This is a genomic window from Streptomyces sp. NPDC059895 (assembly GCF_042731035.1).
In the GTDB taxonomy this organism is placed as follows: Bacteria; Actinomycetota; Actinomycetes; order Streptomycetales; family Streptomycetaceae; genus Streptomyces.
Genome location: NZ_JBHWKO010000052.1, coordinates 1 through 11845, shown reverse-complemented (window position 1 = coordinate 11845; position 11845 = coordinate 1). Strand labels below are relative to the sequence as shown.

Genomic DNA, 11845 nt, shown 5'->3' with positions numbered 1-11845 from the left:
GGGACGGACCCTGCCGGCCGGCGCGCACCTCGGGTGGTCACACCCGCGGCTTCTCCCGCATCTCGTACGTCGCGATGACGTCGTCGATCTTGATGTCGTTGAAGTTGCCGAGGTTGATACCGCCCTCGAACCCTTCGCGGATCTCGGTGACGTCGTCCTTGAAGCGACGCAGGCCCTCGATGTTGAGGTTCTCCGCGATGACCTTGCCGTCGCGGATGAGGCGCGCCTTGGTGTTGCGCTTGACCTCGCCCGAGCGGATGAGGACACCGGCGATGTTGCCCAGCTTGGACGACTTGAAGATCTCGCGGATCTCCGCCGTGCCGAGCTCGACCTCCTCGTACTCCGGCTTCAGCATGCCCTTCAGGGCCGCCTCGATCTCCTCGATCGCCTGGTAGATGACCGAGTAGTAGCGGACGTCCACGCCCTCGCGCTCGGCCATCTGCTGCGCACGGCCGGCCGCGCGCACGTTGAAGCCGATCACGATGGCGTCCGAGCCCATCGCCAGGTCGATGTCGGACTCCGTGACCGCACCGACGCCGCGGTGCAGGACGCGGATGTCGACCTCTTCGCCGACGTCCAGCTGGAGCAGCGAGGACTCGAGTGCCTCGACGGAACCGGAAGCGTCACCCTTGATGATCAGGTTCAGCTGCTGGACCTCGCCGGCCTTCAGAGCCGCGTCCAGGTTCTCCAGGGAGAACCTGCGCGTGCGCTTGGCGAAGGCCGCGTTGCGCTCGCGGGCCGCACGCTTCTCGGCGATCTGGCGGGCCGTACGGTCCTCGTCGACGACGAGGAAGTTGTCGCCCGCACCCGGGACGTTGGTCAGGCCCAGGACCTGGACCGGCGTCGACGGGCCGGCCTCGGCCACGTTGTTGCCGTTGTCGTCGAGCATGGCGCGCACACGACCGTAGGCGTCGCCCACGACCATCGTGTCGCCGACCCGCAGCGTGCCTCGCTGGACGAGGACCGTCGCCACGGCACCGCGGCCGCGGTCGAGGCGGGACTCGATCGAGATGCCCTGCGCGTCCTGGTTCGGGTTGGCCCGCAGGTCGAGCGAGGCGTCGGCCGTGAGGATCACGGCCTCCAGCAGCGAGTCGATGTGCAGACCCTGCTTGGCGGAGATGTCGACGAACATGGTGTCGCCGCCGTACTCCTCGGCCACCAGGCCGTACTCGGTCAGCTGACCGCGCACCTTGGTCGGGTCGGCGCCCTCGACGTCGATCTTGTTGACCGCGACGACGATCGGGACGTCGGCCGCCTTGGCGTGGTTGAGCGCCTCGACCGTCTGCGGCATGACGCCGTCGTTGGCCGCGACGACCAGGATCGCGATGTCGGTCGACTTCGCACCACGGGCACGCATGGCGGTGAACGCCTCGTGACCCGGGGTGTCGATGAAGGTGATCTTGCGCTCTTCGTCGTTGACCTCGGTCGCGACCTGGTAGGCACCGATGTGCTGAGTGATGCCACCGGCCTCGCCCGCGATGACGTTCGTCTTGCGGATGGCGTCGAGCAGGCGGGTCTTTCCGTGGTCGACGTGACCCATGACGGTGACGACCGGCGGGCGGACCACCAGGTCCTCCTCGTCGCCCTCGTCCTCGCCGAACTCGATGTCGAAGGACTCGAGGAGCTCGCGGTCCTCCTCCTCCGGGCTGACGATCTGAACCGTGTAGTTCATCTCGCCGGCGAGGAGTTCCAGGGTCTCGTCGGAGACGGACTGGGTCGCGGTGACCATCTCGCCGAGGTTCATCATGACCGCGACGAGCGACGCCGGGTTGGCGTTGATCTTCTCCGCGAAGTCGGTGAGCGACGCACCGCGCGACAGGCGAATGGTCTCGCCGTTGCCGCGAGGCAGCATCACGCCGCCGACCGACGGGGCCTGCATGGCCTCGTACTCCTGGCGCCTCTGCCGCTTCGACTTGCGGCCACGGCGCGCGGGACCACCCGGACGGCCGAAGGCACCCTGCGTGCCGCCGCGGCCACCGGGACCGCCGGGACGACCGCCGAAGCCGGGACGGCCACCGCCGCCACCGCCCGGACCGCCGGGACGGCCGGCGAAGCCGCCGCCACCGCCGCCACCGGGACCGCCGGGACGGCCGGCGAAGCCGCCGCCACCGCCGCCACCGGGACGGCCGGCGAAGCCGCCGCCGCCCGGACGACCGCCGCCGCCACCGGGACGACCGGCGCCGCCGGGACCGCGACCGCCGGGGCCGCCGCCGCCGGGGCGGGGGCCGGCAGCCGGACGCTGCGGCATCATGCCGGGGTTCGGACGCGGGCCGCCGGGACGCGGGCCGCCGGGACCGCCGGGACCGCCCTGCGGGCGGGGCATGCCGGCCGGCGACGGGCGGGGACCGCCCGGAGCCTGCGGACGCGGACCGCCGCCCTGGCCACCGGGGGCCTGGGGACGGGGACCGGCGCCCGGAGCGCCGCCGGGACGCGGACCGCCGGGACCGCCCTGCGGACGGGGGGCCTGCGGACGGGCCATACCGGCGTTGCCGCCGGAGGTGAAGGGGTTGTTGCCCGGACGGGGACCGGCCGGACGGGCGCCCGGACGCGGGGCTCCGGCGCCACCGGGGCGCGGACCCTGCGCGGCGGCCGGACGCGGGGCCTGACCGCCCTGCTGACCCTGGCCGGGGGCGGGACGGCCACCGGGCTTGGGGGCGCCGGGGCGCGGACCCTGTCCGGCGGGCTTCTGCGCGGCCGGGGCCGACGGCGGAGCGGTGAACTCCGGGGCGGCGGGGGCCGGACGCGGCGCGGGCCGGGGGCCCGGACGCGGGCCGGAAGCCGACGGCGCGGAAGCCGACGGCGCGGGCGCCGACGGAGCCGACGAGGCAGCCGGGGCGGCGGGAGCCGCGGGCTGCTGGGGCGCCGGGGGCTTGGGGGCAGCCGGACGCGGTGCGGCCGGACCCGGACGAGCCGCCTGCGCCGGGGACGGCGCGGCGGGCTTGGGGGCAGCCTTGCGCGGGGCGCCGGGCTTGGCGGACCTGCCGCCACCGCCACCCTGGAAGGCGTCAGTCAGTTTGCGTACGACAGGCGCTTCGATCGTCGAAGACGCCGAACGGACGAATTCACCGAGTTCTTGGAGCTTGGCCATGACGACCTTGCTCTCCACACCGAACTCCTTGGCGAGTTCGTATACCCGGACCTTAGCCACTTCGCTCCTTTGAGGTCCGGGTTGCGTCCGGACCGTCGCTACTTCATGGGCGTACTCATCGCGTGCTCATCGAGTGCTCATCGCAATCTCGACCTACTTCCAACTCGCGGGGTACCAGAGCCGCACGGGGGTTCCGCGCGACGCTTCTTACGGTGTTGCCTGATCGGCAACTGTCGTCTGCTCGACGTACCGGCGCAACGCCTTTGTCTCGAGCGCTCCCGGGGCGCGCAAAGCCCTCGTGAACGCTCGACGGCGTACCGCCTGGTCGAGACAGACCGGGGCGGGGTGCACGTACGCACCCCGGCCGGGCAGCGTACCGCGAGGATCGGGGACGCATGCGTCCTCGATCGCCACGATGCGCAGCAGCTCCGTCTTGGCCGCCCGCTCCCGGCACCCCACGCAGGTGCGCTCAGGGCATGTTCGGGTGTGCGTCCGGCCAGACACAGTTAAGTCTACCTCCCCGTAGCGACCCCACCCCTTTGGGGCCGGAATCGCACAGTTACCGTGCAAGAACTGTCGTGATCTCAACGGCCACCGGCCGAGATCTATTCCCCGGCCTGCTCGGTGTCCGGCCGGATGTCGATCCGCCAGCCGGTGAGACGGGCGGCGAGCCGGGCGTTCTGCCCTTCCTTGCCGATCGCCAGGGAGAGCTGGTAGTCCGGCACGGTCACTCGGGCGGAGCGGGCCGCCATGTCGACGACCTCCACCTTCGACACCCGGGCGGGTGACAGCGCGTTCGCCACCATCTCGGCCGGGTCGTCCGACCAGTCGACGATGTCGATCTTCTCGCCGTTCAGTTCGCCCATGACGTTGCGCACACGTCCGCCCATGGGGCCGATGCAGGCGCCCTTGGCGTTCAGGCCCGAACGGGTGGAACGGACCGCGATCTTCGTGCGGTGGCCGGCCTCGCGGGCGATGGCGGCGATCTCGACGGATCCGTCGGCGATCTCCGGCACCTCCAGGGCGAAGAGCTTCTTCACGAGGTTGGGGTGGGTGCGCGAGAGCGTCACGGACGGCCCGCGCACGCCCTTCGCCACGCGGACGACGTACGACCGCAGGCGCAGGCCGTGCGGGTAGGTCTCGCCGGGGACCTGCTCCTGCACCGGCAGGATGGCCTCCAGCTTGCCGATGTCGACGAGCACGTTCTTCGGGTCGCGGCCCTGCTGGACCACTCCGGTGACGATGTCGCCCTCACGGCCGGCGTACTCGCCGAGGGTCGCGTCGTCCTCGGCGTCGCGCAGGCGCTGCAGAATCACCTGCTTGGCCGTGGTGGCGGCGATGCGGCCGAACCCGGACGGGGTGTCGTCGAACTCGCGGGGCTGCTGCCCCTCCTCGAGGTCCTCGGGGTCCTCCTTCGCCCACACGGTCACGTGACCGGTCTCCCGGTTCAGCTCCACGCGCGCGTGGCGGCGGCTTCCCTCGGTGCGGTGGTAGGCGATGAGGAGGGCCGACTCGATCGCCTCGACCAGCAGGTCGAAGGAGATCTCCTTCTCCCGCACCAAGCCCCGCAGGGCGCTCATGTCGATGTCCACGGCTACGCCTCCTCCTCTTCCTTCATGTCCTTCTTGTCCTTGCGGTTGAACTCGACCTGGACGCGGGCCCGGTCGATGGCGTCGAAGGCGAGTCTGCGGGTGGTGGCCTTGCGGCCCTTCACTCCCGGTACCTCGACGTCGAGGCCGTCGTCGTCCACGGTGAGGATGCGGGCGACGAGTTCGCCGTCGTCGTGGAGCTGGAACCGCACCAGGCGGTCGGTGGCCCGTACGTAGTGGCGGTGTTCGGTGAGGGCGCGCTCCGCGCCCGGGGTGCCGACCTCGAGGGTGTACTCGCCCTCGCCCATCGCGTCCGTCTCGTCGAGCTTCGCCGAGAGCGCGCGGCTCACATCGGCGATCTGGTCCAGGTCCGCTCCGCTGTCGGAGTCGACGACGACGCGCAGCACGCGCTTGCGTCCGACGGAGTCCACGGCGATTTCTTCGAGATCCAGACCCTGGGAGGTGACGAGCGGTTCCAGCAGTTCTCGCAGCCTCTCGCTCTGGGTGGTGCTCATCCGGGTGACTCCTCGGCCGCGTGTGCTGTTGTGGGATGGATCGCGTGTCTGGTCAAAGGGTATCCGGTCGCGGGGGGTGTTGCCGTCCACCGTGAGCGGGCCCGCGCCGCCCCGCGCGCCGTGCGGCCACCGGGGTGGGGCAGGTGCCGATGAGTGGTGCCGGGCGGGTGCGCGGGTACGGTGATCACGGGCATGCCCACCCGTGATCGGTGTTTCTGTCGTACGAGTTCCCCGAGGACGTCTGCCGTGCCGTTCCCCCCGCCGCCGCGCACCCTCTCGGGTCCGCGCAGAAGAATGCTGCTCGTCTCGGCCGTCGGGGCCGCCGTGCTGGCGAGCTGCTCCTCGGAGGACTCCGGCGGGGACGGCTCGGACGGCAGCCCGTCGGTCGCGGAGCGGGCACGCGCGCGTGCGGCGCGGGACAGCGCGGGGCTGGTGGCGCGGTACGACGCCGTCCTCTCCGTCCATCCGACGCTGGTGGGGCAGCTGGCGCCGCTGCGGGCGGAGGTCGTGGAGCACATGACGGCGTTCGGGGGCGCCGCCGGGCGGTCGGCCTCCCCTTCGGCTTCTCCCTCCGCCTCCGCTGCCGCTTCTTCCGCCGCGTCCCCTTCCGCGTCGGCGTCCGGGGCGTCCTCCCCGTCCGCCGTTCCCTTGACCGAGGGCGACGCGCTCGCCGACCTCGCCGGCGCGGAGCGCGCGCTCGCCGATCAGCGGGTCGCGGCCCTGGCGGACGTTCCGGGCGAAGTGGCCCGGCTGCTGGCCTCGGTGGCGGCGGCCGGTGCCGCGCACGCGTACCTGCTGACGGAGGGGGCCCGATGAGCGGGCGGAAGAACGACCGGGACAGCGAGGAGCTGGCGGCGCTCCAGGCGGCGCTGGCCGCCGAGCACGCGGCGGTGTACGGGTACGGGGTCGTCGGCGGCCGGGTCCGCGAGGGGCGGCGCACGGAGGCACAGACGGCGTACGACGCGCACCGGGCCCGGCGGGACGCGCTGGCGCGCGAGGTGCGTGACCTGGGCGCGGAGCCGGTCGCGGCGAGCGCCGCGTACGCCCTGCCGTTCGCGGTGGAGGACGCGGTGGCGGCGGTGCGGCTCGCCGCCGAGCTGGAGGAACGGGTGGCCGGGGTCTACTCCGACCTGGTGCGGGCCACCGGGGACGCACGGCGCCGGGAGGCGGCCGGGGCGCTGCGGGAGGCGGCGGTGCGGGCGGTGCGCTGGCGGGGCGGGAGCGTAGCCTTCCCTGGTCTCGCGGAGCGGTCCGCCACGGCCGGGGACCCGGCCGCGACCGGCGCCGGGCCGTCGGCCACGGAGGCGGGGCGGGCGGCCCCGACGGCCTGATCGTCGGGCGGAGCGGGCGCGAGCGGAGACGTCAGGACACTTGAGGCAGACGTGGAGACGCCGGGAGGCGTCCGGACACGTCGAAGACGGCGGAGGCGGGGGCCGCGGGCACCGGCACAGTCACAGCCACAGCCACAGCCACAGCCACACCGGCGGGTCCGGCGGCGGGCCGGCCGGCACACGGCGGAACGGACCATGGCAGGAGCAGGACCAGGGCAGCACCAGGGCAGCACCAGGGCAGCACCAGGAGCAGGACCAGGGCAGGACCAGGGCAGGACCAGGAGCAGGGAAGGGACGAATCGCGCATGGCTTTCGAACCGCCGCGGCGTCTGGTCAGGGCGCTCGGTGAGACCGCACCGGACGGTGACGACTGGCTGGAGAAGCTGCCGGAGGCGGCCCGCCAGGCCGTCTCTCTACGCGGGTTGACCGTCGAGCGGGTGCAGGTGCCGGGCGGGCGCAGCAGTCTGGTGGTGCTGGTGCGGTGCGCCGACGGGACCCCGGCCGTGCTGAAGCTGGCCCCGCCCCGTTCCCGGCCCGAGGCCGAGCGGGCGGCGCTCGCGCACTGGGGCGGCCTGGGTGCCGTCCTGCTGCTGGAGGGGCCTGTGACGGAGGGGGTGCTGCTGCTGGAGCGGTTGCATCCCGATGTGTCGGTGCGGTCGCTGCCGGAGGCCAAGGCGCTGCTGGAGGCGGCGGGCACGCTGCGGCGGCTGTGGGTCGAGCCTCCCGCCGACGACGACGCCGGCGCCGGCGGGCGGGTGTTCGAGACGGTGGCCGAGCGGACCGGGCGGCAGGCGGAGGCGATGCGGGCGAGTGCCGACGCCGAGGTGGTCCCGCTGGTCGACGCGGCGCTCGCGGCCCGTGCGGAGCTGCTCGTGGCGCCGCCCGAGCACCGGCTGCTGCACGGCACGTTCCGGCAGAGCAAGGTGCTGTCCGGTGAGCGGATGCCGTGGCTGGCCGTGGGGCCGGATCCGGTGGTCGGCGAGTGCGCCTTCGACCTGGCCCGGCTGGTCCGGGACCGGGTGGAGGACCTGATCGCCTCCCCGTCCGGGGCGGCGACCACCCGGCGGCGCGTGAAACGGCTCGCGGAGTCGCTGGAGGTGGACCGGGAGCGGCTGCGCGGCTGGACGCTCTTCCGTGCGGTGGAGTCCGGACTGCGGGCCCGACGGGTGGGCCGCGCCCGGGACGCGGAGTTGCTGCTGGAGTTCGCCGGCTGGCTCTAGGCGGAGTGACGGCCGGGGCACGGGGGGCGGGAGCGGGGGCGGCCGGAGGGCCGGCCCGGGGGCGGGGGCGGCCGGAGAGCCGAGACCCGGGCGTGAGAGTGGCCGGAGGGCCGGCCCGGGGGCGGGGGCGGCCGGAGGACCGGCCCAAGCGCGAGGATGCCCGCAGGACCGGCCCGAGCACGAGAGCGCCGCAGTACCGGCCCGGGCGTGAGGGCGGCCGGAGGGCCGGCCCAGGGGCGGGGTGCCGTGGTGGCACCCCGGGTCCCGGGCGGGCTCGGCCGTCAGGCGGTGAGGCGGGCGAGCGCCTCGTCCACCGTCAGCTCCTCGCGCTCACCGGTGCGGCGGTCCTTCAGCTCCAGCACGCCCTCGGCCGAGCGGCGGCCCGCGACGAGGATCTTCGGTACGCCGATCAGCTCGGAGTCGGTGAACTTGACGCCCGGGGAGACACCGGCCCGGTCGTCGACCAGGACGCGCAGACCGGCCGCCCGCAGCTTCTCGGAGACGTCGAGGGCGAGTTCGGTCTGGAGGGCCTTGCCGGCGGCGACGACGTGCACGTCGGCCGGGGCGACCTCGGCGGGCCAGCACAGGCCCTTGTCGTCGGCGGTCTGCTCGGCGAGGGCGGCGACGGCGCGGGAGACGCCGATGCCGTAGGAGCCCATGGTGACGCGGACCGGCTTGCCGTTCTGGCCGAGGACGTCCAGCTTGAGGGCGTCGGCGTACTTGCGGCCGAGCTGGAAGATGTGGCCGATCTCGATGGCGCGGTCCAGCTTGAGGCCGGTGCCGCAGTTCGGGCAGGGGTCGCCCTCCCGCACGACCACGACGTCGACGTACGCGTCGACCTCGAAGTCACGGCCCGCGACGACGTTCTTCGCGTGCGTGTGCTCCTTGTTGGCGCCGGTGATCCAGGCGGTGCCGGGGGCCACGCGCGGGTCGGCGATGTACTTCAGCTTCTCCTGGCGGCCCTGCGGACCGACGTAGCCGCGGACCAGGTCCGGGCGGCCCACGAAGTCCTCGGCGGTGACCAACTCGACGGTGGCCGGGGCGAAGTGGGCCTCGACCTTGTCCAGGTCGACCTCGCGGTCGCCGGGGACGCCGACGGCGACGATCTCGCCGTCGACCTTGACGAGGAGGTTCTTCAGGGTGGCGGAGGCCGGGACGCCGAGGGAGGCGGCGAGGGTCTCGATGGTCGGGGTGTCCGGGGTCGGGATCTCCTCGAGGGCGGGCACGCCGTCGGCGTCGACCGGCTTCAGCTCGTAGGTGATCGCCTCGGTGTTGGCGGCGAAGTCGCAGTTCGGGCAGTCCGCGAAGGTGTCCTCGCCGGCGCCGGCCGGGGCGAGGAACTCCTCCGACTTGGAGCCGCCCATGGCGCCGGCGGTGGCGGCGCAGATGCGGTAGTCGAGGCCGAGGCGCTCGAACACCTTCTGGTAGGCCTGGCGGTGCAGGGCGTAGGACTGGGCGAGGCCCTCGTCCTCGGTGTCGAAGGAGTAGGAGTCCTTCATCAGGAACTCGCGGCCGCGCAGGATGCCGGCGCGGGGGCGGGCCTCGTCCCGGAACTTGGTCTGGATCTGGTAGAGGATGACCGGCAGGTCCTTGTAGGAGGACGCCTGGTCCTTCACGATCAGGGTGAAGATCTCCTCGTGGGTCGGGCCGAGGAGGTAGTCGCCGCCCTTGCGGTCCTTCAGCCGGAACAGCTCCGGGCCGTACTCGTCCCAGCGGCCGGTCGCCTCGTACGGCTCCTTCGGCAGCAGGGCGGGGAGCAGTACCTCCTGGGCGCCGATCGCGTCCATCTCCTCCCGGACGATGCGCTCCACGTTGGCGAGGACCTTCTTGCCCAGGGGCAGCCAGGTCCAGACGCCGGCGGCGGTGCGGCGCACGTAGCCGGCGCGGACGAGGAGCTTGTGGCTGAGGACCTCGGCGTCGGCGGGGTCGTCGCGCAGGGTCTTCGCCATCAACTGGGACATGCGCTGGACCGGTGCGTTCGCCATGGTTCTCGTACTCCTGCCGGATGGGGGTCCCCCGCTCGGGCGGAGCCGAGAGCGCGGGAGGGTGATGGCTAGGAGGTTAGCCGGGAGCCCTGGGTGGCCGGAAATCCGTCAGCCGTGCGGGCGGCGCAGCGGCAGGGGGGCGCCCATCACCGCGTACGGGCGGGGGGCGCTGGGGAAGAGGACGCGGCGGGCCAGGTCCTGGTAGCCGAGGGAGCGGTAGAGGGCTCGGGCGGGGCTTTCGGTGTCGATCGCGGAGAGGATCGAGCGGGGTTCCGTGGCGTTGTCGGTGATGGTGGTGATCAGGGCGCGGCCCGCGCCGCGGTTCTGGTGGGCGGGGTGGACGTGGAGTTCCGTGATGACGAAGGAGTCGTCGAGCCAGGCGTCGTTCCCCTGGGCGCGGAGGTAGGGCTCGACGACGGTGGACCACCAGTGGGTGCGGTCGTTCGGCATGCCGTACACGAACCCGACGAGTCTGCCGTCGGCCGTGGCGCCGAGAGCCCTCGCTCCGGGGTACGCCATGTGACGCAGGACGATCTGTCGGCGGACGGCCACTTCGTCCGGGCCCAGTCCGAAGGCGACGGCTTGGACGGCCAAGGCCTCGTCCACGTGGGCTGTGAGGTCCAAGGGGCCGATGACGAGGTCCATGACGGGAGACTACAGGGGAGGTTCCGCCGTCCGCGGGGCGCGGGTTCGTCGGACGCCGAGAGGCCGCGGCCCGCTAGAACAGCACGGCCGCGGCCCGGTACAACAGCGCGCTAGAACAGCACGCTCATGAAAGCGCCTGTCTCCTGGAACCCCACCCTCCGGTACGTCCTTCTGGCCGCCGTGTTGAAGTCGTTCACGTACAGGCTCACCACCGGGGCCACGTCCGCCAGGGCGTAGCGCAGGACCGCCGCCATGCCGGGGGCCGCCAGGCCTCTGCCCCGGTACTCGGGAGCCACCCACACGCCCTGGATCTGGCAGGCCTGCGGGGTCGCCGCGCCGATCTCCGCCTTGAAGACGACCCTGCCCCGGTCGTCGAGGCGGGCGAACGAGCGTCCGGAGCCGACGAGTTCGGCGACCCGGGCCTGGTAGAGCAGTCCGCCGTCGCCGGCCATCGGGGAGACGCCGACCTCCTCGGTGAACATGGCCACGCACGCCGGCATGATCGTTTCCATCTCGTCCTTGCGGATGCGGCGGACGTAGGGATCCGGGGGGATGTCGGCGGGCATGCGGTCGGTGACCATGAGGGGCTGGCGGGCGCGGACCTCGCGGGCCGGGCCCCAGTGGGGTTCGAGCAGCCGCCACAGCTGGGCGGTGGGTTCGGCGGGGCCGACGACGGAGGAGCAGCGGCGGCCGGCCCGGCGGGCGCGCTCGGCGAAGGCGCGTACGGCGCGGGGGGTGGCGCAGATGGGGACCAGGTTGGCGCCGGCGTAGCACAGGGACGTCAGCATGCCGTCCTCGTACCAGCCCCACATCTCACCGCCCAGCCGCCACGGGTCCAGGCCGGCGACCTGCACACGGGAGGTCACGAAGGCGTTCGTGACCGGCTCGCGGTCGAGAACGGCGAGCGCGGCGTCCAGGTCGCTCGGTTCGAGGACCCGGGAGGTGGTCTGCGTCAACAAGTGCGGGGCCTCACACTGGGGTCTGCCTGATCTCCGCACTGTACCTGCGGAAGCTGGGCAGTGCGCCCTGCGGTTCGGCTCCTTGGCCTGGGGCCGTCGGGCGCCGAACCGTCCTCGGGGGCTGCCGCCCCCGGACCCCCGCTTCGGCCCTGAAAGGGCCTCGTCCTCAAACGCCGGACGGGCTGTATTGCCCGGCCGGCGCTCGGAAGGTGACGGGCCTCGTCCCCGAACGCGGGAACAGGGCTGTATTGCCCGGCCGGCGCTCGAAAAGTGACGGGCCTCGTCCCCGAACGCGGGAACAGGGCTGTATTGCCCGGCCGGCGCTCCGAAGGTGGCGGGCTGGCCCGGTCGGTCAGCCCGCGACCGACACCGACGGCTCGCCGGAGGTGATGCCGGCCGCCTCCATCTGCTCGGCCAGCTTCATGGCCTCCTCGATGAGGGTCTCGACGATCTTGGACTCGGGGACGGTCTTGATGACCTCGCCCTTGACGAAGATCTGGCCCTTGCCGTTGC

General features: G+C 73.0%; 10 protein-coding genes and 1 pseudogene. 3 read left to right on the top strand and 8 right to left on the bottom strand.

Annotated features, from left to right (window positions below):
- Positions 1-37: 37 nt before the first annotated feature.
- The 4 genes from infB to rimP form a co-directional block, all read right to left on the bottom strand.
- Positions 38-3148, bottom strand: coding sequence for a translation initiation factor IF-2 (infB, locus tag ACFV9M_RS36045; protein WP_385102643.1), 3111 nt, complete (start codon positions 3146-3148; stop codon positions 38-40).
- A gap of 147 nt (positions 3149-3295) precedes the next feature.
- Positions 3296-3592: a YlxR family protein gene (locus ACFV9M_RS36040; RefSeq protein WP_385074976.1), complete on the bottom strand. Its 297-nt coding sequence runs from the start codon at positions 3590-3592 to the stop codon at positions 3296-3298.
- 101 nt (positions 3593-3693) lie between these two features.
- Positions 3694-4680, bottom strand: coding sequence for a transcription termination factor NusA (nusA, locus tag ACFV9M_RS36035; protein ID WP_385074974.1), 987 nt, complete (start codon positions 4678-4680; stop codon positions 3694-3696).
- 2 nt (positions 4681-4682) lie between these two features.
- On the bottom strand, positions 4683-5192 hold the full coding sequence (gene rimP / locus ACFV9M_RS36030; protein WP_385074972.1) for a ribosome maturation factor RimP: 510 nt from the start codon (positions 5190-5192) through the stop codon (positions 4683-4685).
- A 246-nt stretch (positions 5193-5438) separates the two neighbouring features.
- Between rimP and ACFV9M_RS36025 the strand changes: the two genes are divergently transcribed.
- The 3 genes from ACFV9M_RS36025 to ACFV9M_RS36015 all read left to right on the top strand — a co-directional run bounded on the left by ACFV9M_RS36025 (position 5439) and on the right by ACFV9M_RS36015 (position 7743).
- Positions 5439-6008, top strand: a complete 570-nt coding sequence (locus ACFV9M_RS36025; RefSeq protein WP_385074970.1) for a hypothetical protein — start codon at positions 5439-5441, stop codon at positions 6006-6008.
- Positions 6005-6523 (top strand): ferritin-like domain-containing protein, encoded by a 519-nt coding sequence (locus ACFV9M_RS36020; RefSeq protein ID WP_385074967.1) that lies wholly within the window; start codon positions 6005-6007, stop codon positions 6521-6523. Before ACFV9M_RS36025 ends, ACFV9M_RS36020 begins: the two co-directional genes overlap by 4 nt.
- A gap of 305 nt (positions 6524-6828) precedes the next feature.
- A complete protein-coding gene (locus tag ACFV9M_RS36015) occupies positions 6829-7743 on the top strand; it encodes an aminoglycoside phosphotransferase family protein (protein ID WP_385074964.1) in 915 nt (304 codons plus the stop codon).
- Positions 7744-8024: 281 nt separating this feature from the next.
- Here ACFV9M_RS36015 and ACFV9M_RS36010 read toward each other — a convergent pair whose 3' ends face one another.
- The 4 genes and pseudogenes from ACFV9M_RS36010 to ACFV9M_RS35995 all read right to left on the bottom strand — a co-directional run.
- Positions 8025-9728 (bottom strand): proline--tRNA ligase, encoded by a 1704-nt coding sequence (locus ACFV9M_RS36010; RefSeq protein ID WP_385074962.1) that lies wholly within the window; start codon positions 9726-9728, stop codon positions 8025-8027.
- A 108-nt stretch (positions 9729-9836) separates the two neighbouring features.
- Positions 9837-10373: a GNAT family N-acetyltransferase gene (locus ACFV9M_RS36005; protein ID WP_385074960.1), complete on the bottom strand. Its 537-nt coding sequence runs from the start codon at positions 10371-10373 to the stop codon at positions 9837-9839.
- 110 nt (positions 10374-10483) lie between these two features.
- Complete coding sequence (locus ACFV9M_RS36000) at positions 10484-11332, bottom strand: GNAT family N-acetyltransferase (RefSeq protein ID WP_385074957.1); 849 nt, start codon at positions 11330-11332, stop codon at positions 10484-10486.
- 352 nt (positions 11333-11684) lie between these two features.
- Positions 11685-11845: pseudogene (locus ACFV9M_RS35995) on the bottom strand (4-hydroxy-3-methylbut-2-en-1-yl diphosphate synthase); the annotation flags it as partial.

What these genes read in the sequence shown, in the direction of transcription:
- rimP (WP_385074972.1), bottom strand. Translation starts at nt 5,192, where the DNA reads ATGAGCACCACCCAGAGCGAGAGGCTGCGAGAACTGCTGGAACCGCTC.
- ACFV9M_RS36020 (WP_385074967.1), top strand. Translation starts at nt 6,005, where the DNA reads ATGAGCGGGCGGAAGAACGACCGGGACAGCGAGGAGCTGGCGGCGCTC.
- ACFV9M_RS36015 (WP_385074964.1), top strand. Translation starts at nt 6,829, where the DNA reads ATGGCTTTCGAACCGCCGCGGCGTCTGGTCAGGGCGCTCGGTGAGACC.
- ACFV9M_RS36010 (WP_385074962.1), bottom strand. Translation starts at nt 9,728, where the DNA reads ATGGCGAACGCACCGGTCCAGCGCATGTCCCAGTTGATGGCGAAGACC.
- ACFV9M_RS36005 (WP_385074960.1), bottom strand. Translation starts at nt 10,373, where the DNA reads ATGGACCTCGTCATCGGCCCCTTGGACCTCACAGCCCACGTGGACGAG.